Raw genomic sequence first — 22979 nt, forward strand, 5'->3', positions numbered from 1 at the left:
GGGAGATTCACGCTAGTGGGAGTTTATCCCTAATGCGAGTTTTTGAGAAGCTATGCTATAATATAAAAGATTAATATTGTACGGTGGAGGGCAATAATGGCACAGAATACCCCAATGATGAAGCAGTATTTAGAGATAAAGGCCCAGCATAAGGATGCCTTTTTATTTTTTCGCTTAGGCGACTTTTACGAAATGTTTTTTGAGGATGCTGTTTTGGCGGCACAAGAATTAGAGATTACACTTACAGGTCGTGGGCAAGGAGAAGAACGGATTCCAATGTGTGGAGTTCCTTATCATTCGGCTGATCAGTATATGTCACGTTTAATAGAAAAAGGATATAAGATTGCTTTATGTGAGCAGGTCGAGGATCCAAAACAAGCAAAAGGTGTTGTGAAGCGTGAGGTCGTAAAAGTTCTTACGCCTGGAACGATGATGTATGGAAATACGATTAAAGAAAAAGAAAATAATTATTTAGTAGCACTAACAAAATTTAGTGAACAATCTTATGGTATTGCAAGGACGGATTTAACAACAGGAGAGTGTGCAGTTACGCTTATCCAAGGTGATCTTGATGAAGTGATTCAAGATATAGCTAGCTCTGGGACGAAAGAATTAGTCGTTGAAACGGAATTAGATCCAAATGTTTTGAAACGAATTCAAGAGAAGTGTCCAGTAACAGTATCTTATGAAAATGAAACAGAGCTTCATGAAGACTATCATCATTTAGTGAAGAGCCTACAGTCTGATCAATTGGTCACTAGTTTCGCGAGACTTTTACAATACTTAACTCGCACACAAAAACGAGCATTGGGGCACCTGCAGCAAGTGAAGCATTACCAAAACAGTGCCTTTATGAAAATGGACACGCATACGAAGAGGAACCTTGAGTTAACAGAGTCGTTAAGAGAAAAGAAAAAAGCGGGTTCTCTACTTGCAATTGTAGACCAAACCGTCACAGCAATGGGAGGAAGGCTAGTTAAAAACTGGATCGAACGTCCACTCATTAATCAGCAAGAGATTGAGAATCGTCTAACCCTAGTGACAGCGTTCAAAGATGCATTCTTCGAAAGAGAAGAACTTAGAGATGAGTTAAGACATGTATATGATCTAGAGAGGCTAGCTGGAAGAATTGCATATGGAAGTGTAAATGCCAGAGAACTTGTTCAATTAAAGCGTTCATTACAAAAGACACCTCTATTAAAAGAGTATATAAATAAGATCGCACCGACATTTGTAGACCGATGGTTTAGTACGGAACATCAGGTCGATGAATTAATTGATTTACTTGAACGCAGTTTAGTGGAAGACCCACCGATATCGGTTACAGACGGAGGAATGATTCGTCCAGGATATCACCAAGAGCTCGATACTTATCGAGATGCAAGTATGAATGGGAAACAGTGGATTGCTGAACTTGAGCAAAAAGAGAAAGTAGAAACAGGAGTTAGATCGTTAAAAATTGGATTTAACAAAGTGTTTGGTTATTATATTGAGGTCACTAGAGCTAATTTACATTTACTTCCTGAAGGTCGATATGAACGTAAGCAAACTTTAACAAACGCGGAACGTTTTATTACGCCAGAGCTTAAAGAGAAAGAAGCGCTCATTCTTAATGCGGAAGAGAAAATGGAACAGCTAGAATATGAGTTATTTGTAGTTGTGCGTGAAGAAGCCAAATTATATTTGGAATATATTCAGCAACTTGCTCATGCGATTAGTGAAATAGATGTATTAGCAGGATTTGCTGCTGTAAGTGAAAAAAGACATTATGTAAGGCCAACGTTCTCAGTGAAACGAAACATTGATATTGTAGATGGTCGTCACCCTGTTGTTGAAACTGTGATTGAGAAAGGTCAATATGTAGCGAATGATGTGCAAATGCATGAAGGCAGAGAGATGCTGTTAATAACAGGTCCTAACATGGCCGGTAAAAGTACGTATATGCGTCAACTAGCCTTACTAGCGATTATGGCACAAATTGGTTGTTATGTTCCTGCAAGATCTGTGGAACTACCTATTTTTGACCAAGTATTTACAAGAATAGGAGCTGCTGATGATTTAGCAAGTGGACAAAGCACATTTATGGTTGAAATGCTCGAAACTAAATATGCGCTAACGAAAGCGACAGAAAACAGCTTAATATTACTGGATGAAATAGGTCGGGGGACATCGACTTATGATGGAATGGCGTTAGCTCAAGCTATTATTGAGTATATTCATGATGTTGTTCGTGCTAAAACGTTGTTTTCAACTCACTATCATGAGTTAACCCAACTAGATGAAACATTAAAGGATTTACAAAATGTACACGTGTCTGCAGTGGAAGAAAATGGAACAGTTGTATTTTTGCATAAGGTGGTCGATGGACAAGCCGATCGAAGTTACGGTATTTATGTGGCTGAACTTGCACAACTTCCATCTCAAGTAACGGAACGAGCTGAGACTTTACTTAAGCAGTTTGAAGAAAGTACAACAACCCTTCAAGTTCAACAGACAGATGTAAAAGAGGAACAACAACTATCTCTTTTTATGGATGAACCAGAAACTGCTGTTCTAGTGAAGGAACGTAAATCCACGGTTGACGTGTCAGAGCAAGAAGAAAAAGTTCTGAAAAAGTTAGTAAGAAAAGATGTTTTAAATATGACACCGATCGAGGCCATTCAATTTATTAATGAATTGCAAAGGTTATTAAAATAATCGTTTAATTATGTAGATACACCAATATGATCATGGAGGGGTTCGATGACAAAAATTATTAAATTAGATGACTCGTTATCTAATAAAATAGCTGCAGGGGAAGTCGTCGAACGTCCTGCTTCTATTGTCAAAGAATTAGTAGAAAACTCGTTAGATGCAAATAGCACGCATATCTTAATTGAAATTGAAGAAGGTGGACTATCATCGATTCGAATTGTCGATAATGGAGATGGGATCGCAGAAGAGGATGTAGAAACGGCCTTTTATCGACATGCAACAAGTAAGATTCGAACAGATCGCGATCTCTTTCAGATTGCGACACTTGGATTTCGCGGAGAGGCGTTACCGAGTATCGCATCTGTTGCTCATGTCAGCTTAAAAACGAGTACAGGAATAGGGCCTGGAACAGAGCTTAAAATTGAAGGTGGAAAAATCATTAATAAAAAAGCAGCAACGGCAAGAAAAGGAACAGAAATCGTTGTTACAAATTTATTTTTTAATACACCAGCTCGACTGAAGTACTTAAAAACTGTCCATACGGAAGCTGGTAATGTCAGTGATATCATAAATAGATTGGCAATGGCTCATCCACATGTTGCTTTTGAGTTTTATCACCAGGAAAAAGAAGTGTTGCGAACAGCGGGAAATGGTGATATCCGTCAAGTAATAGCTTCTATTTATGGCAGAGCAGTAGCTAAGAAAACAATCCCTATTAAAGGGGAATCACTAGATTATGAAATAAGTGGTTTTGTTGCGATGCCAGAGCTAACAAGAGCATCTAGACAATATATGTCTATTTTTGTAAATGGAAGATATATTCGCAATTATGGTTTAGCTAGAGCGATTCAAGATGGTTATCACACCCTTTTACCGATTGGAAGATACCCATTAGTTGTATTAGCGATTGAGATGGATCCGAAGCTAATTGATGTCAATGTACACCCTGCAAAATTGGAAGTTCGATTAAGTAAGGAAGAAGAACTCGGACATTTAATTACGAGATCGATAAAAGAGGTCTTCGAAAAACAAACGTTAATCCCGGCGGCAGATACTAAGAAACGGACAGAGTTTCAAGGTTATAAAAGTGAGCAAGTTTCGTTGGATTTTGAACGAGTGTACGAAAAATCGGAACCATCAACTAATACAGCCGTTAAAGAAGTAGTGGCAACTGCAGAACAAAATCGTGAAATTCCTATCTGGACAGAGGCTATTACGACCACTAGTAATGAAACAAATGTGTATCCTAGTCAAATAAAGGAAGATCACGATAGCGAAACTAAAATCAAAATAGAAACCGAAGTAGCAGATAGAAGTAAGGAACAGCTAGAACCAACCCAAGAACGTATCCCTGTTCTTTATCCGGTCGGACAAATGCATGGGACGTATATTATTGCTCAAAATGAGACAGGAATGTATTTAATTGATCAACATGCAGCGCAGGAACGAATTAAGTATGAGTATTTCCGTGATAAGGTAGCTGAGGTCGATCCGCGTTTACAGGAACTATTAATACCAATAACATTTGAGTTCACTGTACAAGAAATGGCGATCATTAATGAGCATCTAGATGATTTAAATGCTGTTGGAGTATTTCCAGAGCTTTTTGGAAAACAAGCTTATGTAGTTAGGGCTCATCCGACTTGGCTGCCCAAGGGCCATGAGGAAGAAACCATCCGTGAGATGATTGAATTTTTATTAGAGCACCGTCGTGTCGATCTAGCAAAACTAAGAGAAGAGGCGGCTATTTTGATGTCTTGTAAAGCCGCAATAAAAGCGAATCGCCATCTTCGTCAAGATGAAATGTTTGCCTTGCTAGAGTCGCTGAGAAAAAGCAGTGATCCATTCACTTGCCCACACGGCCGGCCTATTCTCGTACACTTCTCAACATACGCACTAGAAAAAATGTTTAAACGGGTTATGTGATAGATCATACAAAAAGGTCGAACTTTACCTTTTTGTATGATCTATCAGCAATGAGCGGAGCCGCTGCAGGGTTTTAAGCTTTCACCAGCGGGTTTCTCGGAGGAAGCGCGCAGCGAGTGGAGCCATTGCAAACCCATGGTTAGTAGATATTACAGATACAAAAAGGTCGAAGTTTACCTTTTTGTATGATCTATCAGCTTTTTATCTTATCTTATTTGCTCCTTATGGAACTGCAATAGAAAATTTTGGAGGAGCCAAAGAACATGATCGTGACAACAACTAGGAAAAAAGCAAATGAGCTAGCGGAAAAGGCAAGCTTGTGGAGCGTAGAACTAAATGGTCGATTTATTGTCAGAAATGATGCATCTGTACAAGAATTAATAAATGCTTACGGAGAAGACGTTCTTGTCGTAGGCAAAGCGAGAGAAACACTTTATCCTAAAGAAGGCACTGAGCCTTTTTTTTATCATCCTAACTCAGCTATGTTTAGGGTAAAGCAGTTTATAAAAACTGGTTATGATCCTCTGGTAGAAACCGCTGATTTAAAGGAAGGAATGTCATTTCTTGATTGTACATTAGGTCTTGCATCTGATAGTCTCGTTGCACAAATAGCGGTTGGGCAATCAGGGCTTGTGACAGGGGTAGAAGCTAATCAAATGTTAGCATATATGGTTCAGAGTGGACTTCAGAGTTGGCAAGAAGGTGGTACGGAGATGCTAAATGCGATGAGAAAAATTAATGTTGTCCATCAGCACCACGCTTCTTACTTGGCGTCACTTTCAAGCGAGTCCTATGATGTGGTATATTTTGACCCCATGTTTGAGCAACATCTTTCTGATTCAACTGGAATAAGGGGTTTGAAGCAATTTGCATGTCATGATGATCTAGACGAAGAAGTTATCACTCATGCCTTACGGGTGGCTAAGAAAAGAGTAGTTCTAAAAGATCATTTCCAGAGTGCTCGTTTTCAACGTTTTGGTTTTAATGTGATCAGGCGACAACATTCAGCTTTTCATTACGCTTTTATACAAATCTAAAAAGCTCAACCAATGTTTGAATTTATGAAAATAGGGAGAAGATGATGAAAGAAAAGTTAATAGTCATTGTAGGTCCAACCGCTGTTGGAAAAACCGCTCTAGGTGTAAAGCTTGCAACAAACTATCAAGGTGAAGTTATTAGTGGAGATTCCATGCAAGTGTATAAAGGGATGGATATAGGCACCGCTAAAGTCACGAAGGAAGAGCAAAAGGGAATTCCACATCACCTGATAGATATTAAAAAACCTGAAGATCCCTTTTCAGTTGCAGAATTTCAGGAAAGATGCATTCCTTTAATCTCTGAGATTAATCATAAAGGAAAAATTCCTCTACTAGTAGGGGGAACAGGACTTTATGTTAATGCAATTACAAAAAAGTATGGGTTTGAGTCTATGCCAACAGATGAAGAATATCGACAAGAGCTCGAACAACTTGTTAAAGAAGTAGGTCCAAATGAATTACATAAGCTTTTAGAAAAAGTGGATGAAAAAGCGGCAGAGTTGATTCATCCAAATAATGTTCGACGAGTTATACGTGCACTTGAGGTTACAAAAGCAACCGGAATGCCATTTTCACAACAACAGACTGAAGAAGATATAGAATCGCCGTATGAGGTTGTTATGATTGGACTGACGATGGACCGCATTAAGTTGTATGACCGAATTAATCAACGAGTTAACTTAATGATGGACCAAGGTTTATTAGAGGAAGCCAGAAAATTATACGATAGTGGTTTAAGAAGTTGTCAGTCTGTACAAGCGATCGGTTATAAAGAGCTCTTTGAGTATTTTGATGGTCACAGTACATTAGAAGAAGCAGTTGAAACATTAAAGCAAAATTCACGAAGATATGCCAAAAGACAATTAACTTGGTTTCGAAATAAGACGGAAACCACATGGTTCGACGTGACCGATGGGTTAGATGAACAAAATTTTCACGATATTTGTTTATTTATTGAAGGAAAAATCCCTTTTATATCGAAATAAAGAGAGAGTCAATTAGAGGAGGACACCCCGATGAAACAACCTATTAATATTCAAGACCAATTTTTAAATCAATTACGTAAAGATAACATCTCAGTTACCGTCTTTTTAACAAATGGATTTCAAATTCGAGGTTTAATCAAAGGATTTGATAACTTTACAGTGATTTTAGAAACAGAGGGTAAGCAGCAACTCGTTTACAAACATGCGATTTCAACATTTGCACCACAACGAAATATTCAGTTGAAAACGGAAGAAGCATAAGAAGCGAAACTCCAAAGGTAGCTCTAACCTTTGGAGTCTTCTTTTATTTCTTTCGCAATGCTATCATCTTCCTTTTTGGTACAATACTCTTGTTTGACCTCTTCTATAACAATTTGGCAGCAAGCCTTTTTTTTATCTGATTTTCTTTTGAAAAAAGAAAACATGTGGATCGCTCCTTTTAAATTAAATGAAAGATAAATCCTGAAACGGTTGACATGGTAATGACGGAGAGAATAAAAGTAATCACTAATTCTTTTTTAAAGATTGATTTTAAAAGAATAACTTCTGGTAAGCTCGCACCTGCTGAACTGATCATCATTGCCATTGCTGGACCTAATGCCATTCCTTTTAATATAAGAACTTGTGAGATAGGGATCATGCTAGATAGTCGAATATAAAGAGGTACTCCAATGATAGCTGCAATAGGAATCAACCACCAATGCTCCGTCCCGAACGTACTGGTGATCCATTCTGTTGGTACTAAACCATGAATAATAGCACCAATAGCAGAACCAAGTAATAAATAGGGGTACACACTTTTCATTAAATCAAAAGTCTCTTTGAAGGCTTGCTTGAGATTGAAGGAGCTCGTTTGTTCTTCGAACCCTTTCATCACGATGTTTTTTACAAATCTTTCAAAGCCTAGTGCTTCAAGTGTAAAGCCAATCACAATAGAAGAGACGATTGTTACAACGGAATAGAGAATGGTTACCTTCCAGCCTAGAATCACACCCATGATCGTTAAGATAGTCGGGTCTAAAACAGGAGAGGCGAACAAAAAGATCATCACGATTCCAAATGGCATTTTCTTCTTAAGCATATTGACAACAATGGGTATCGTTGAGCAAGAACAAAAAGGCGTAATAAAGGCAAACGCAATCGCTGCAAAAGCAGCAAGCAATTTGTTTTTCCCCGCCAATTTGTTTTCAATTTTCTTATAAGGAATATATCCTTGGACTAGGCTAATCACAAATGAAATGACCATGAATAAAAACGTTAACTCTAAAGCAATAAATAAAAAACTTTTCATTGTTTCCATCCACATATTCATACCTCCTATAGGTTTAGTAAAGCTACTAATGCTTGAAGAAGAGATTTATATGACTGTGTAGTATGATTTTGTTTCCAAGCCTCCTGAGCGATTTCCTCGATCTCTTTTTTCTTTGATTGGCTATAAGCTCATTTTGTAAATACATGGATCACACACCTCCCCTTTATAAAACAAATTATTTTGATTTTAATATCAAGAAAAATTGATATTGAAATCAAAATTTAGCGACTTACAAAGTGTTTGAAGATAAAATAGTTAATCTAATTATCTTGATGTAATGATCATATATCCATTTTTTGTATCTGTCAATCTATTCCATCAAAAAATGGATTTATTTTTCACATAAAAGGGGCTTTTACGCCCCGTTCGCTAGGAGAAGTTTCATTTGATTTATTTTTAGTGAATTTACAGTATCTATATAGCGCTTTAAAGACAAAGGAGTTGTATAACCAATACGTTGCATAAGTTCATCAGAAGAAATTTCTTTTAAAAGAGTTGAAAGAATAAACGTATTTCTAAGGGTTTGAGCACTAATGCCTTTTCTTAATTGAGCTCGCTTCACTTCTACTCTGAGCATTTTCTGTATCGCAATCATGGACATCCTTTTTGGTTGATCTAACTCATATGACCAGTGAAAGGTCTTTCGTTTAAAATCAAAGGCCACTATAAAAGGATCATTACTGTAATAGCGTGGGCGAACAGGTTCAGGAATCGTTTTAAAATAGGAATAAGCAAGTTGCTTATCTTTTTCGTTAAGTTGAATATATCTTACTAGTTCTTCTTGTTCAACTTTGATTTGATTACGTTCGAAAATAATATCATTCATGGAAAGGTTATGGACTTCATGCAAGGTGAGCCCGTAGTGTAAGAACAAACGAACAATTAAAATATTTCTCTCTTTATAGAAAGGGAAGGTCTCTATCTGTTGTTCTGATAATCCGATTGTTGAAGAAAGGGTTTTAAATAACTGTTGTGCCTCCCTTAGAGTGATCCATTCTGATTCTTCTAATAGGCTATAATTCAGTTCTGGAGGTGCTATGTCTTCGATTGACTTCAGTTCACTTTGACCAATTGATTTTTGGTAGCTGGCGATTTGTTTTAAAACACTGTGAATACGCCTGATCGTTCGTACATGGTAATTTCGTTTTTCTATTAATTCATTGAAGAAAAGTTCTAGTTCTTCTCTCGATATTGATTTCCAATTAATTTCCTCCGTTGTTGCTCGTTTTTTATGCAACCAGTAAGCAAAATCATTTATATCATACATATAGCGTTTTATTGTAGAGCTTTTCCGACCTTTACGTGTAAGTTCGTTAATGTAGTTTTCAATAAATGGTGGAAACATATACTCCATTGAACACACTCCCTTCCTATAGTTACAGTTAGATGTTTTTTTTGTAATTCCTGCAAATGAAAAAAACAACTTGAAAAACTCAAGTTGTTCTTTCATTTGCTATATACATCAAATAAATAGCTGTACGGATCTTTCTTTATGTTTGTCTTTTTAGTCTCGTATTGAGAAGTGATGAAAGATGCAAAGAATAAAATGATCAAACATAAAAGAAAAAGATAAAAGATACCCATAACGATTGCCATAAACCGTGCCTCCCATCAGCTCTTTTTTACTTTTTTAGCTTAAATGATGAAACGCGTTTCATAGCAAGGGTTTTATTTTACATTGTGAGAAGAATTAATTGTAAAACATAAATAGTTATTTCTTAAATAACTTTGAACAAAAGTATAATATTTATCACGAAATGTATAAGGTATTAAAGGTGAATGAAGTGCATAACACGATTTACCGAAGGCAAAGTAAAGAAAAAAGGACTGACATGAGTTGAAAAATAAGAAGCCTCTCATCTTAGCAATAATGATTATCCCATGGTTGACATTTCCATTTATAGGGAAGAGAACGATAAGAAAATTCTGGCCTGGTGCACTATTTATGAGTTTGTTTTTGTTGGGAGAAGGAACAATAGCACAAAAAAGAAATTGGTGGTGGTTCTATCAAAAATTAAAGCCAAATGTGACTGGTATCATCCCTCTAACTGTCAGTCCATTTTTTATTGGTTCATTGTGGATATTTAAATTTACTTACGGTCGATTTTGGCTTTATATGTTCATAAATTTTATCGTTGATTCTTTTTTTGTTTATGTTTTACTAAGATGGTTTACACGTATACGGTATGTCACACTCGTTGAAATGAATAAATTTCAGCTATCGCTATGCTTTTTGGTTAAATCCATTCTCATGTATGCAGTTCAATCTTATGTTGACCAAAGAAGATAAGAGAGTGAAGAGCCAACTGGTTAATCAGTTGGCTTATTCAAATCAAAGCGACTAATTCTAAATAAATCAGCAGATTTAATTCGTAGAATGGAGGAAGGTGCTAAAATTAGTCATCCTTCCTTTTTTTAGTGCGTAAGATGGTACATATAGTAAGAAATAATAGTGGGAATTTTGAGATGGGTGTTTGTCACATGTTCGCCCATTTTTGCGTATAGTAAAAGGAGATATTACCTTGGTATTAGACGGAACAGCAAAGGGGTGTACATCAAATGAGTAACCCGGTTAATTCCAAAAAAAGAGGTAGAATTAACGTTGTACTGAATCATAAACAAGACGACAGATTAAGCCAGAAGGATTCATTATTTTCCACAGATCAAGAAAAGGAAGAACATGACATTCTAACGCGGTTCGAAAAAAAACTAGAAGACTACGTAGGACTTGAAGAAGTAAAGCGGCTAGTCAATGAGATATACGCTTGGCTCTATATTAATCAACGTCGAGAAGAGATGGGCTTGAGAGCAAGTAAGCAAGTTCTTCATATGATCTTCAAAGGGAATCCTGGTACAGGGAAAACAACTGTTGCTAGAATTATAGCGAATTTCCTTCATGAAATGGGGATTTTATCAAAAGGTCATTTTATGGAAGTCGAGCGTGCGGATTTAGTTGGAGAATACATTGGCCACACAGCTCAAAAAACAAGAGATGTCCTAAAAAAAGCAAGTGGTGGAGTATTATTTATTGATGAGGCCTATTCGTTAGCAAGAGGTGGGGAGAAAGATTTCGGGAAAGAAGCAATTGATACGTTAGTGAAAGCAATGGAAGATCACCAGCATGATTTTGTATTAATACTAGCGGGCTATTCTAAAGAAATGGAGTATTTCTTGTCCCTTAATCCAGGACTTCCTTCTCGGTTTCCAATCTCGATTGATTTTCCGAATTATACAACCGAGCAATTAATGGAAATGGTGCGACGGATGCTGAGGGAAAGGGAATATGAATTAACTAAAGATGGCGAGTTTCATATAAAAGAGCATATAAGAAAAATTAGACAAGAACAAGAAAGGACTTTTAGTAATGGTCGCTATATTAGAAATATCATCGAAGAAGCGATTAGAATGCAAGCTGTTCGATTACTTAAAGAAAATCGATTTGATAAAGAGGCCCTTTTGACGATGAGACGGGAGGATTTCAATTTTAATTCTTCGCATGTTAAATTAAATTAACTACCCGCAAAACAAAAAGCTAAATAATCAAAATGATAGCACATCTTTCATTCATAAAGGTGTGCTTATTATGTGTTCAACCAAAAAGTGGTATTAAGAGTGTGAGCAAATGTACATCAAATTTGTTGTTTTAAGGGATGATCTTTTCTATTTTTTATATGTTCATGGTATGATGCGTATGAAATGAACACAAGGACAAATAGTAATGAAAGAACGGTAAACGAAGGATGTGACTTACTTGCAAGAAATAAATCATAGAGAGACGGAAAATGTCGTCTTAGTAGGATGTCAATTGGATAATGATGATCTAGCTTTCGAAAGGTCAATGGATGAGTTGAAAAGCCTTGTTGAAACGGCTAAAGGTACCGTAGTTGGAACGATGACACAAAAGCGACAGAAGGTTGAACCGTCTACATATATAGGTAGAGGTAAAGTAGAAGAACTTCAGGTTTTGATTGACGAGAAAAAAGTGGATACCATTGTTTTTAATGATGAATTATCCCCAAGCCAAATCCGTAATGTTCATACAAGAACAAAGATAACCGTTGTCGACCGAACCCAATTGATTCTTGATATTTTTGCGCAGCGAGCAAGATCAAAAGAAGGAAAATTACAAGTAGAGCTTGCGCAACTTTCTTATCTTTTACCACGACTCGCAGGACAAGGTTTAGCTCTTTCCCGTCAAGGTGGTGGGATCGGTTCAAAAGGACCAGGGGAAACTCAACTTGAAACGGATCGCCGTCACATTCGTAGAAGGATGGATGAAATTAGGCATCAACTTGAAGCTGTAGTCGGTCATCGTCAACGCTACCGCGAACGCCGTAAGCAAAATGAAGCGTTTCAAGTGGCCATTGTTGGTTATACGAATGCTGGAAAATCAACAATTTTAAACCGACTAGCTGAAGTGGTGACACTTGAAGAAAATCAATTGTTTGCTACTCTTGATCCAACAACGAGGCAGTTTAACTTACCTAGCGGCATGAAAGTACTACTATCTGATACAGTTGGATTTATTCAAGATTTACCGACTACTCTTGTTGCGGCGTTCCGGTCAACACTAGAAGAGCTACAAGAAGCGAACATGCTTTTGCACGTAGTGGATAGTTCAAATTCTAATTATATTCGACATGAAAAAACGGTTAAACAACTTATTAGAGAATTAGATGCAGAACAAATCCCGCAATTAATCGTGTACAATAAAAGTGAACAGAAAGATCCTGATTTTTTCCCTTCGCACGAGGAAGATTCCATTGAAATTAGTGCTTTTGATCCGGACGATTTAGATAGCTTAAAGCATGCGATAGAAGAAAAGTTGATAGAACAGATGAAGGAATATCACGTTCTTTTAAAAGCAGATGAGGGAAGCCTGCTTTCAAGATGTCGTGAAACAACGTTAATTAAAAAACAAGATTGGATTGAAGAAACCGAACATTATGAAGTTCGTGGTTATGTCTTACCAGATACGGCGTTGGGACATGAATTGGCGATTCGAACGATTGTAAAGCGAAAGTAGAGGGAAATGAATGCTGAAATTAAAGCACGAAAATGAACTAAGTGAAATAACAAAAGAAGTAGAGCGAGAAATCAGAGAACATCATCAGGAAATAGAAGAAATCGCGTTATCAAATCAAGCTAAAGTTATGTCGGCTTTTCGTAGTCACCAAGTAGCCGATTTCCATTTTACACCTTCAACAGGTTATGGTTATGACGATGTTGGACGTGATACCCTTGAGTCCATTTATGCTGAGGTGTTCGGAGGAGAGGCAGCTCTTGTCCGTCCACAAATCATTTCAGGGACACATGCCATTGCTACAGCTCTATTTGGCGTTTTAAGACCTGGAGATGAATTATTGTATATAACGGGAAAACCATATGACACGTTAGAAGAGATTGTGGGGATCCGCGGAAATGGAAATGGTTCTTTAAAGGAATTCCATATCGGGTATGAAGCTGTTCCATTACTTGAGTCAGGATGGATTGATGAACAGTCTATTCGAAGTAAAATAAATGAAAACACAAAGATGATTGGGATTCAGCGCTCTAAGGGGTATGGCGATCGTCCATCTTATACAATTGACCAAATTGAAAGAATGATTTCATTTGTACGGTCCATAAAAGAAGATGTAGTTGTATTTGTCGATAATTGCTACGGAGAATTTGTAGAAACGAGGGAACCATGTGAAGTGGGAGCCGATTTAATGGCAGGATCTTTAATTAAGAATCCTGGTGGAGGCATTGTAAAAACAGGTGGATATATTGTAGGGAAAAAAGAGTTGGTTGAACTTTCTTCATACCGATTAGCAGCCCCTGGAATCGGTGCTGAAGGTGGAGCGAGTCTCTACAGCCTTCTAGAAATGTATCAAGGCTTTTTCTTAGCACCGCATGTTGTTTCACAGGCATTAAAAGGAGCTGTTTTCACTGCCGCTATGTTAGAAAAAGTAGGGATGAGTACGTCACCAAACGCAGAGGAGAGACGAACCGATCTCATTCAATCTGTTCATTTTCCAACATCTGAAAAAATGATTGCTTTTTGCCAAGCCATTCAAACAGCTTCACCAGTAAATGCTCATGTTTCTCCCCAGCCCAGCCCAATGCCAGGGTATGAAGATCCTGTTATTATGGCTGCTGGTACGTTTATCCAAGGAGCAAGCATTGAATTAACCGCAGATGGGCCTATTCGTCCACCATACGTTGCTTATGTTCAAGGGGGACTTACTTATGAACATGTAAAAATCGCTGTGCTTCAAGCCATTGATTCAATATTCGAACCTAGATAAGACTTACAAAAAACGACTTGTTTTGTACTAGTTTTAGTAGGATGTAAGGTAATCTGACAGCGGTTGACACGATTGTATCGTTCGAGTAACATGGTAATAGTACGTTATCTGAATGCTTTGAAAGCAAAGTGTTCAATACATAAACACAGTTTACTAGATTGTGATTAATGACATGAACAAACGGTTAATGTGTCAAACTAAAAACAATGATTTTTTGAAAGGGGAATACATAAGATGGCAAAGTATAGCAGAGAAGATATTCTAAGCATTGCAAAAGAAGCCAACGTTCGTTTCATTCGACTTCAGTTTTCTGATTTATTAGGAACGATTAAAAATGTCGAAATTCCAGTTGATCAATTAACAAAAGCATTAGATAACAAAATGATGTTTGATGGTTCTTCAATTGAAGGATTTGTACGTATTGAAGAATCAGATATGTACCTTTATCCAGATTTAGATACGTGGGTAATCTTCCCATGGACACCTGAAAAAGGTAAAGTTGCACGTTTAATTTGTGACGTATACCTACCAGGTAAACCAGGTGAAGAGCCGACGCCTTTCGCCGGAGACCCTCGTGGTATTTTAAAGAGAGTATTAAAAGATGCTGAAAAGCTTGGTTTCACTGCGTTTAACATTGGACCAGAGCCTGAATTTTTCCTATTTAAAAATGATGAAAATGGTGAACCAACTTTAGAGCTTAATGACAAAGGTGGATATTTTGATTTAGCTCCTACAGATTTAGGGGAAAACTGCCGCCGTGATATCGTATTAGAGCTTGAAGATATGGGCTTTGATATTGAAGCATCACACCATGAGGTCGCTCCAGGTCAACATGAAATTGATTTTAAATATGCTGATGCGATTACAGCTTGTGACAACATTCAAACATTTAAGCTTGTTGTAAAAACAATTGCACGTAAACATGGTTTACACGCAACCTTTATGCCAAAACCACTATTTGGTGTAAATGGGTCAGGAATGCATTGCAATATGTCTTTATTTACAAAAGAAGGAAATGCATTCTTCGATGAAAGTACAGAATCTCAATTGAGTGAAACAGCTATGCAATTCTTAGCAGGTATTTTAAAACATGCTGAAGCATTTACTGCAATCACAAACCCAATTGTGAACTCTTACAAGCGTCTTGTTCCTGGGTATGAAGCACCAGTATATGTAGCTTGGTCTATGCGTAACCGTAGCCCACTTATTCGTATTCCATCATCAAGAGGTGTAAGTACACGCGTTGAGGTTCGTAGTCCAGACCCAGCAGCAAACCCGTACTTAGCTATGGCTGTAATGCTTGCTGCAGGCCTAGATGGTATTAAGAAAAAGTTAACGCCACCTGCTGCAACAGACCGTAACATCTACGTAATGAGCAAAGAAGAGCGTATCGAGGAAGGCATTAATGACCTACCAGCAACATTAAAAGAAGCAATTGACCAGTTGATCCAAGACGATGTAATGGTTAAAGCACTTGGAGAACATGCAGTTGAAAACTTCGTTGAAGCAAAAGAAATTGAATGGGATATGTTCCGCACGCAAGTACATCCGTGGGAACGTGACCAGTATATGCAAAATTATTAAGATGATTGAACCCTTGACACTACTGGTGTTGAGGGTTTTTCTTTTATGGGTGATTAAGCGGAGAGGGCTTGAGGTTTTTAAAGGTACCCATGAAGCACCCATAAAAAAATTATAAAAATAAAAAGCTAATCTGTTAGCTTGCTCATGTACTTTTCATATTAGCCTATTGTAGATTGTTCTAAATTTCTTGATATGTGTGAGTATACATCGGCTGTGATCTGCATACTGCCATGTCCAAGTCTTTCTTGAATATATTTTATACTTGCACCTGCTTCTAGGAGAACAACAGCGTGTGTATGCCTTAGAGAATGTATAGGGAGAGCTGGGAGGTCACATCTTTTGGTTAGGCGTCTAAATGCGTTAAATAGTGTGCTCTTTGGCTTAAAATCTCCGTTTGACCTACACAGTACGAGGAACAGGTCATGCTTATAGGCATCATTTGAAGCTAATTTATTTTGGTTCTGCCATTACTGTCAAATTTAAGAGGAAGCAAGAGTCAGTCTAAGTGTTGGCTCTTTAATTTTTGTCTGAATGAGGTGAAGGTGTGGGTGATCTGGATATAACTACAATCCACAAGAGTTTTATCACGCATTTCTAAAATCGCTAGACATCAATCGGTAACTAAAGGGAAGACTTCTGGACTTTCTGGCACGGCAGATGGAAAGGTCTTGGCTAGTGATTATCATGAAATTATTTTACCAGACGGAACGGTTCAACTTTGTTATGATCCAACAGTTATTACTAATGGAGTAGCTGGACATAATACAATTTCTAATAACATTTGCTTAGTTGGACTAAGTGCATTCACTGACACTCAAGAGAAAGCTTGGGAAGAACGAGTAAAACTAGCTATGAAACGGTTCGGATTTAAAGATAGTAATGTTCTTGGCCACAAAGAATTCAACGGTCAAAATACAGCTTGTCCTGGCATCGATATGAACAAAGAAAGACAGTCATTAAAAGGAAATACAGGTGTTGTTAAAGAAGAAGTCGTTCTAGAAGTGAAGGGAGCTCAAGTTACTACACAAAGAGTACTACATCATATTACACCTTTCATTTGCAGAATTATTAAGATGGAAAACCTCAACACTTTTAGTGTTGAGGTTTTTCTTGAACATAAGCACCAACAATATGCAGGTAAGAAGAAACCCTAGTATTAATAAATACAACGGTTTCTTCTGTAGATAGACTATTTAAGTTTTGCTTTAAACTGTTTAATACTCGTTTCTGCTTGATCAAACTTCATATTAATATCGGTTAGAAAATAAAGAAAAGGATTATCTGAAGCTTGCATTCTCAGCATTGAAAAAACAATAGGTTTCTTGTGATTAATAATAGACATAATCTCACCACTTGGTACAGGCATTCTTTTTGGCTTAATTCGGATCATCTGTTTCAGAAAGTTTTTGAAAACATAGACAGAGTCTGGTGTGTCTGGATATTTAGCTAACAACTTCTCAAACGTTATAAGTAAATCTTTTAATTCAGGTTCGTAATATTCCATACTAAAACTCCTTTCCTTATACAGAGTGCTGCCTAAATACTTCTTCAGCCCTGTTAGACAAGGAGTATTCATTCGAGGCAGCTGGCTGACTTAGGTTTTACCCGTTAGTCCCTTTAGCTTTGCGTCCTTATTTTTCAATAAGTTTGCCGTTTTCTAGATGAAAACATGTGTTAATTTACTTAACTTTAATTCCTATCTCAATTCCTTATACCTAGGTATATATACATAAATAATAACTCATATTGTCATAGTGTTAAAGGGAAAACTGTAATAAAAATAGAAATTTTTTAATGAAGAAGATGTATGTATCCAAAATCAGGAGAAAGATGTTGTATACAGGATTAAGTGGAATTTATTGTAATTAAATAAGGTTTAATGAACTACTGTAACTGTATTTGTATGCATTTCTATTCACAGACATGTAATTTTAAGTTTAATGATTAGAAGCAATTGGACGCATGTATAAACTTAGAGGTTGATTCTTAAGTAAGAAATAAGTTTTGCCAGGTTGTTTTATATCGAAAATAACGACAACGACATCTCTTATATCGAAGCAGTAGTCATGTTTACCCAGGTTTGTCATAGACTAGCTCTAAGATAGGAGTAAAGTAGAGTGGTTTAGGTTAAGGAGGATGAGACATGAATAAGGATGTTACTTCGATTTCACGTTTTACTTTTTTAATTGTAGCCGTTATAAACGCGGTCTTGAATTTGTTAGGGTATCAAACGATATCAGAGCAGTTTGTTAATGATGTCGTGGCAATTTTATCAGGTGTGTACTTTATTTGGGCAGGGTGGAAGAACAACTACCTTAGTAAGAAGGGTTTGAAACAAAAGGAAGTCTTAAAGGAGCATAAATTAACTTAAAAGGTAAAGGGATGACCAAAAAGCATTGAGAACAATGAAGCGACGTTATAAGGTTACATGTTCGCTTTTTTGGATCAGAGCTTTTGAGTCACCCTCCAACATGGTTGTGGTGTTTTTTCGTGGGGTGATATTTGCAAACCATGTTGTTTATATACTAACCAAAAAATATGAATATTATGATTAGAATTGAGAATCTAATTGATAATTCTTGTCTTCTATACGGTTCTTAGTAATAATAAAGAGAGAGGTGATTGAAATTAGTAAAAAAACAGCATTATTAATAATCTATGTGCTATCATTGATGTTTTTCTTACGTAGTGTGTTTCGAATTGTAACACTTGAAGGAACTGGAGGATATGGAATGGTCATTCTTAGTGCTCTAGTTATGACTTTCATACTTCGTATTTACCTCAAAGAAAGAAGAAAAGAAAAGCTTGCAACTGCATCTGAATAAGTGATGCGGTTGCAAGCTTTTTAGGTTTAATGAATCGTACGAAAGACTCCGATTACCTTTCCTAGTACGGTAACGTCCTTTAACAGAATAGGAGCCATTGTCGAATTTTCAGGTTGTAAACGAATATAATCCTTTTCACGGAAAAAACGTTTTACAGTAGCTTCATTTTCTTCGGTCATTGCAACAATAATGTCACCATTATTGGCCGTTTGTTGCTGACGGACGATAACCATATCTCCATCAAAGATACCAGCTTCTATCATACTGTCACCTTGGATGACTAGTACATAAGCTTTCCCATCTGCGGCAAGATGTTCTGGAAGAGGTAGATAATCCTCAATATTTTCTATAGCTGTAATGGGTAAACCAGCCGTTACTTTACCGAGGACAGGTACATATGTTGTTTTTCTATCTGGAGTTGGAGTTAACTCATTATCCAAATCAAGTACTTCAATCGCTCTTGGTTTAGTAGGGTCTCTTCTAATAAATCCTTTCTTTTCTAAACGTGAAAGGTGACCATGAACGGTTGAGCTAGACGCTAGTCCAACGGCTTCACCAATTTCGCGTACGGATGGCGGGTACCCTTTCTTTTTCACTTCAATCTTAATGAACTCTAGTATTTCAAGTTGTCGTTTTGATAGCTTTGACACCTAAACCACCTCACTTACTTTCCTATTTTTCTAATTGTCTAAATTGTATCATGCGAACATATGTAACGCAAACGTTAGTTCTAAAAAACTGTTGACACAAACGAGTGTTCGGTATAAAATGAATACGAACAAACATTCTATTAGAGGTGATTATGATGATTAAAAAGCTATCCAGTCAAGAAATTTTTATCCTATTCTCTGCGATTTTTGTATTGTTATTTATGTATACAACGATTATTTTATCTGCTCCTATAAATGAATTATCAGAAATGGAAGAACAGCCTAATCTAATTGACGGTGTTGAGATTCATAAAAAAATAGGGGAGAACTCTTCTTTCGCCTATCTAAGTCTATTTAAGGAAGACGATCATGAATAAAGCTATTATTTACTGTCGCGTCAGTACGGATAAAAGTGAACAAGAAACATCTTTAGAAAGACAAGCAGTTGAGTTAGAAGGGCTAGCTAAGAAATTTGATTTGAAAATAGTAGATATAATAAAGGAAAGAGCTAGTGGATTTGAGGTTGATCCGGAAGGTATCTTAATGGTCTTAAGTGAAATGACTAAGGGTGATATTAAAACTCTTCTCATACAAGATGACACTAGATTAGGTAGAGGACATGCCAAAACGGCTTTACTACATCAGTTAAGAAAAGCAGGTGTAAAAGTGTTAACGATCTATGACAATGGGGAACTTACATTGTCTGAAGCAGATGAGATGGTACTAGACATTGTATCTATAGTAGAAGAATTTCAACGTAAAATACATAATAGTAAAATTAAAAGAGGTATGAATGAAGCTATTAAAAATGGGTATCGGCCTGAGAAAAATTTAAAAATAGGTGCCGGTACCGGTGCCGGCCGAATTAAAAAGGAAGTGCCCATTGATGAAATTGTACGTTTAAGAAAGATGGAGTTAACTTTTCATGATATAGCAGCTACATTAAGAGGTTTTGGATATGATATTTCAAAGGCTACAGTCAATAGGCGTTACATAGAATATTGTAAGCGAAATGAAAGTTCCTCATAGTTGAAAACGTTCATTTTATGCTGTAAAGTATGATGGGTGAATGTTTGATAAAGGTAGGTGTATAAATGTTATCAAAAGATAAATTAAATCGAATAAATGAATTATCAAAACGTGCGAAAACAATTGGACTAACGAAACAAGAGGAGCAGGAACAACAATCGCTTAGAAAAGAGTATTTACAAACATTTCGTAATTCGTTTAAAAATCAACTCCATAACGTGACGGTCGTTGACGAAAATGGAAATGATGTAACTCCTGATGCCTTAAAAGAAAGTAAAATAAGTCAAAATAAACGTATGCACTAAAGCCTCATAGTCTTTCTATAGAGGCTTTTTGTCTTGGGGTAAATAGTTCTTGAATGCTTGTAGAAAATAAGGATAAAGTATATGATGTAAAGCATACAGAAAATTTCAGTTAATTTTGGAAGGTAGGGATAAAGAGTATGGCTAAAGAAGTAGAACAACTTGCAGTAAATACAATTCGCACACTTTCAATTGATAGTATTGAAAAAGCAAATTCAGGACATCCAGGTTTACCTATGGGAGCTGCACCAATGGCTTTTAGTCTATGGACTAAATTTATGAATCATAACCCAGCAAATCCAGAGTGGGTTAATCGTGATCGCTTTGTTTTATCAGCGGGTCATGGATCAATGTTACTATATAGCTTATTACATTTAAGCGGTTATGATTTATCGCTAGAAGAACTACAACAATTCCGTCAATGGGGTAGTAAAACACCGGGTCATCCTGAGTTCGGTCATACACCTGGTGTCGAGGCCACAACAGGTCCACTTGGACAAGGGGTTGCCATGGCTGTTGGAATGGCAATGGCAGAACGTCACCTTGCTGCGACATATAATAAAGAAGGTTTTAATGTTGTTGATCATCATACATATTCGATTTGTGGAGATGGCGACTTAATGGAGGGAGTTTCTGCAGAAGCTGCGTCTCTAGCTGGTCATCTTAAATTAGGTCGTCTTATTGTTTTATATGATTCAAATGATATTTCTTTAGATGGTGATTTACATATTTCTTTTTCAGAAAGTGTAGAAGATCGTTATAAAGCTTATGGTTGGCAGGTTATTCGTGTTGAAGATGGTACGGATTTAGATGAGATTAGTTCAGCAATTGAGGAAGCCAAAAAGGATGACCGTCCGACTTTAATCGAAATTAAAACAGTTATTGGCTACGGGTCGCCTAACAAATCTGGAAAATCAGCTTCTCATGGAGCTCCACTTGGAAAAGATGAAGTGGTCTTAACGAAGTCGGCTTATAAATGGGAACATGAAGAAGAATTTCATGTACCACAAGAAGTAAGCGAGTTTTTTGCTGCTCTTAAAGCTGAGGGTGAGAAAAAGGAACAACAATGGAATCAACTTTTTGGTTCATATAAAGAAGCGTATCCTGAATTAGCTGGCCAGTTTGAGCGAGCAATGAGTGGGGAATTACCTGAAGGTTGGGATCGTGGAGCACCTGTATATGAGCCAGGCTCAAATGTAGCAACTCGTTCATCTTCTGGAGAAGTGTTAAATGTTTTTGGAAAAACAGTACCGGAGCTTTTCGGGGGATCAGCTGATCTTGCGGGGTCAAATAAGACTTACATGAAAGATTTAGGAGATTTCTCGAGAGATCATTATGAAGGTCGCAATATCTGGTTTGGTGTTCGTGAGTTTGCTATGGGTGCTGCTATAAACGGAATGGCTCTTCATGGTGGGTTGAAAGTATTCGGAGCGACATTCTTTGTTTTCTCTGATTACCTACGTCCTGCTATTCGTTTAGCTGCTCTAATGAAACTACCAGTTATTTATGTGTTTACACATGATAGTATTGCTGTTGGTGAAGATGGGCCTACTCATGAACCAGTAGAACAATTACCAGCATTACGTGCGATGCCAGGGTTATCGGTCATTCGACCTGGAGACAGTAATGAAACGGCTGCAGCATGGAAGGTTGCTCTAGAAAGTAAGGATACTCCAACGGCCCTTGTATTAACTCGTCAAAACTTAAAAACATTAGAAGAAACGACTGAGCTTGCCTATGAAGGCGTGAAAAAAGGTGCATACATTGCATCTAAATCCAATGGAAACACGGATGCACTACTTCTAGCTTCAGGATCTGAGATACCATTAGCTATAGAAGCTCAATCAGCGCTTGAGAAGGAAGGCATTTTTGCAGATGTAATTAGTATGCCGAGTTGGGATCGCTTTGAACAACAGTCGAAAGCGTATAAAGATGAAGTAATTTCACCTAATGTCAAGGCACGTCTTGGTATCGAGATGGCTTCTTCACTAGGCTGGTCAAAGTATGTAGGAGATCACGGTGACGTATTAGCTATTGATCAATTTGGCGCATCTGCTCCTGGAGAAAAGATCATGGAAGAGTATGGATTCACTGTAGAGAATGTTGTAGCAAAAGTGAAAGTCCTACTACAAAAATAAAGCTAAAAAGAACTGACTCATGAGTCAGTTCTTTTTTAAAAACTGGGCTATATTTTTTCTAACCTCGGATCTAAATTCTTTAATAAGGAAAGCTTAGTCTAGTATCTATAATTAATATAGTCTATTTTTTATCTTCATGCTCTATATTGATGCCTTATTTCAAATTATCCCGATTTACTTCTACGTTTTTAGTCATTCGACAAAAC

The 22979-nt window shown here is 37.1% G+C and carries 22 protein-coding genes, 1 pseudogene and 1 riboswitch; of the genes and pseudogenes, 17 read left to right on the plus strand and 6 right to left on the minus strand.

Features of this window, described 5'->3' with window-relative positions:
* Positions 1–96: 96 nt before the first annotated feature.
* The 5 genes from mutS to hfq all read left to right on the plus strand — a co-directional run bounded on the left by mutS (position 97) and on the right by hfq (position 6904).
* The gene (mutS, locus tag PQ474_RS02030) at positions 97–2697 is read left to right on the plus strand and encodes a DNA mismatch repair protein MutS (RefSeq protein WP_273840123.1); all 2601 of its coding nucleotides are present in this window, start codon (positions 97–99) and stop codon (positions 2695–2697) included.
* Between the two features lie 45 nt (positions 2698–2742).
* Positions 2743–4620 carry a DNA mismatch repair endonuclease MutL gene (mutL, locus tag PQ474_RS02035; RefSeq protein ID WP_273840126.1) on the plus strand — a complete coding sequence of 626 codons (1878 nt, stop codon included), beginning with the start codon at positions 2743–2745 and terminating at the stop codon, positions 4618–4620.
* Between the two features lie 263 nt (positions 4621–4883).
* Entirely contained in the window at positions 4884–5657 is a 774-nt protein-coding gene (locus PQ474_RS02040; protein WP_273840128.1) for a class I SAM-dependent methyltransferase, read from the plus strand.
* 44 nt (positions 5658–5701) lie between these two features.
* On the plus strand, positions 5702–6643 hold the full coding sequence (gene miaA, locus PQ474_RS02045; RefSeq protein ID WP_273840130.1) for a tRNA (adenosine(37)-N6)-dimethylallyltransferase MiaA: 942 nt from the start codon (positions 5702–5704) through the stop codon (positions 6641–6643).
* 30 nt (positions 6644–6673) lie between these two features.
* The gene (hfq, locus tag PQ474_RS02050; RefSeq protein WP_273840131.1) at positions 6674–6904 is read left to right on the plus strand and encodes an RNA chaperone Hfq; all 231 of its coding nucleotides are present in this window, start codon (positions 6674–6676) and stop codon (positions 6902–6904) included.
* A gap of 23 nt (positions 6905–6927) precedes the next feature.
* Here the strand turns inward: hfq and PQ474_RS02055 are convergent, their stop codons facing one another.
* From PQ474_RS02055 to PQ474_RS02065, 3 genes are all read right to left on the minus strand, one after another.
* Entirely contained in the window at positions 6928–7068 is a 141-nt protein-coding gene (locus tag PQ474_RS02055) for a hypothetical protein (RefSeq protein WP_273840133.1), read from the minus strand.
* 14 nt (positions 7069–7082) lie between these two features.
* Entirely contained in the window at positions 7083–7949 is an 867-nt protein-coding gene (locus PQ474_RS02060; protein ID WP_273840134.1) for a permease, read from the minus strand.
* 361 nt (positions 7950–8310) lie between these two features.
* Positions 8311–9309 (minus strand): tyrosine-type recombinase/integrase, encoded by a 999-nt coding sequence (locus PQ474_RS02065; protein WP_273840136.1) that lies wholly within the window; start codon positions 9307–9309, stop codon positions 8311–8313.
* A gap of 483 nt (positions 9310–9792) precedes the next feature.
* Here PQ474_RS02065 and PQ474_RS02070 point away from each other — a divergent pair, with 483 nt between their 5' ends.
* The 5 genes from PQ474_RS02070 (at position 9793) to glnA (ending at position 15829) form a co-directional block, all read left to right on the plus strand.
* Positions 9793–10245, plus strand: coding sequence for a hypothetical protein (locus PQ474_RS02070; protein ID WP_273840138.1), 453 nt, complete (start codon positions 9793–9795; stop codon positions 10243–10245).
* 269 nt (positions 10246–10514) lie between these two features.
* A complete protein-coding gene (spoVK, locus tag PQ474_RS02075; protein ID WP_273840140.1) occupies positions 10515–11468 on the plus strand; it encodes a stage V sporulation protein K in 954 nt (317 codons plus the stop codon).
* A gap of 238 nt (positions 11469–11706) precedes the next feature.
* Positions 11707–12981, plus strand: coding sequence for a GTPase HflX (hflX, locus tag PQ474_RS02080; protein ID WP_273840142.1), 1275 nt, complete (start codon positions 11707–11709; stop codon positions 12979–12981).
* 10 nt (positions 12982–12991) lie between these two features.
* Positions 12992–14245, plus strand: coding sequence for a methionine gamma-lyase family protein (locus PQ474_RS02085; RefSeq protein ID WP_273840144.1), 1254 nt, complete (start codon positions 12992–12994; stop codon positions 14243–14245).
* 234 nt (positions 14246–14479) lie between these two features.
* Complete coding sequence (gene glnA / locus PQ474_RS02090) at positions 14480–15829, plus strand: type I glutamate--ammonia ligase (protein ID WP_273840145.1); 1350 nt, start codon at positions 14480–14482, stop codon at positions 15827–15829.
* Between the two features lie 158 nt (positions 15830–15987).
* On the opposite strand, the pseudogene PQ474_RS02095 reads toward glnA, so the two are convergent.
* Positions 15988–16296: pseudogene (locus PQ474_RS02095) on the minus strand (tyrosine-type recombinase/integrase); the annotation flags it as partial.
* Between the two features lie 201 nt (positions 16297–16497).
* On the opposite strand from PQ474_RS02095, the gene PQ474_RS02100 reads away from it, so the two are divergent.
* Entirely contained in the window at positions 16498–16983 is a 486-nt protein-coding gene (locus tag PQ474_RS02100) for a peptidoglycan recognition protein family protein (protein ID WP_273840148.1), read from the plus strand.
* 35 nt (positions 16984–17018) lie between these two features.
* Here the strand turns inward: PQ474_RS02100 and PQ474_RS02105 are convergent, their stop codons facing one another.
* Positions 17019–17333 carry a hypothetical protein gene (locus tag PQ474_RS02105; RefSeq protein WP_273840150.1) on the minus strand — a complete coding sequence of 105 codons (315 nt, stop codon included), beginning with the start codon at positions 17331–17333 and terminating at the stop codon, positions 17019–17021.
* Positions 17334–17406: 73 nt separating this feature from the next.
* Positions 17407–17491, minus strand: a riboswitch (cyclic di-GMP riboswitch).
* A 481-nt stretch (positions 17492–17972) separates the two neighbouring features.
* Here PQ474_RS02105 and PQ474_RS02110 point away from each other — a divergent pair.
* Both PQ474_RS02110 and PQ474_RS02115 read left to right on the plus strand, forming a co-directional pair.
* The gene (locus tag PQ474_RS02110) at positions 17973–18200 is read left to right on the plus strand and encodes a phage holin (RefSeq protein WP_273840152.1); all 228 of its coding nucleotides are present in this window, start codon (positions 17973–17975) and stop codon (positions 18198–18200) included.
* A gap of 247 nt (positions 18201–18447) precedes the next feature.
* Positions 18448–18654: a hypothetical protein gene (locus PQ474_RS02115; protein WP_273840156.1), complete on the plus strand. Its 207-nt coding sequence runs from the start codon at positions 18448–18450 to the stop codon at positions 18652–18654.
* 26 nt (positions 18655–18680) lie between these two features.
* Here PQ474_RS02115 and lexA read toward each other — a convergent pair whose 3' ends face one another.
* The gene (lexA, locus tag PQ474_RS02120) at positions 18681–19304 is read right to left on the minus strand and encodes a transcriptional repressor LexA (protein ID WP_273840157.1); all 624 of its coding nucleotides are present in this window, start codon (positions 19302–19304) and stop codon (positions 18681–18683) included.
* A 155-nt stretch (positions 19305–19459) separates the two neighbouring features.
* Between lexA and PQ474_RS02125 the strand changes: the two genes are divergently transcribed.
* The 4 genes from PQ474_RS02125 (at position 19460) to tkt (ending at position 22773) form a co-directional block, all read left to right on the plus strand.
* Positions 19460–19681, plus strand: a complete 222-nt coding sequence (locus PQ474_RS02125; RefSeq protein WP_273840158.1) for a hypothetical protein — start codon at positions 19460–19462, stop codon at positions 19679–19681.
* Complete coding sequence (locus PQ474_RS02130; protein ID WP_273840159.1) at positions 19674–20333, plus strand: YneB family resolvase-like protein; 660 nt, start codon at positions 19674–19676, stop codon at positions 20331–20333. The genes PQ474_RS02125 and PQ474_RS02130 overlap by 8 nt, the downstream gene beginning before the upstream one ends.
* Positions 20334–20398: 65 nt before the next feature.
* The gene (locus tag PQ474_RS02135) at positions 20399–20638 is read left to right on the plus strand and encodes a DUF896 domain-containing protein (protein WP_273840161.1); all 240 of its coding nucleotides are present in this window, start codon (positions 20399–20401) and stop codon (positions 20636–20638) included.
* A gap of 137 nt (positions 20639–20775) precedes the next feature.
* Positions 20776–22773 (plus strand): transketolase, encoded by a 1998-nt coding sequence (tkt, locus tag PQ474_RS02140; RefSeq protein ID WP_273840163.1) that lies wholly within the window; start codon positions 20776–20778, stop codon positions 22771–22773.
* The last annotated feature ends 206 nt before the right edge of the window (positions 22774–22979 follow it).

Source organism: Halalkalibacter alkalisediminis (assembly GCF_028610705.1).
Lineage (GTDB): Bacteria > Bacillota > Bacilli > Bacillales > Bacillaceae_D > Halalkalibacter > Halalkalibacter alkalisediminis.